This is a genomic window from Phytoactinopolyspora endophytica (genome assembly GCF_004138495.1).
Classification (GTDB): Bacteria; Actinomycetota; Actinomycetes; order Jiangellales; family Jiangellaceae; genus Phytoactinopolyspora; species Phytoactinopolyspora endophytica.
Window position 1 is genome coordinate 144,133 of record NZ_ML142853.1, and the last position, 253, is coordinate 144,385.

Consider the following 253-nt stretch of genomic DNA (forward strand, 5'->3'; position numbering starts at 1 on the left):
GGCCACGTCGGACATCCGCGGCCACGGTCCGGTCGGACCGTGGTGGATGATCTCTGCCATCACATGCATCCTCTGTAAAGTCCCTGAGCAAACCTGTTGTCACTGTCGAACGTTACGGAGGTCAGACGGGCGCCACGATGGGGTTAACCCCCCATCGCGGTGGGGGCCATCCCGGGGTCTCAGACGCACGGCTCAGCAAGCCGACATTGAGGTCGCCTCGGTCGTCGAATGTGCCTCTGCCGTTGAACGACAC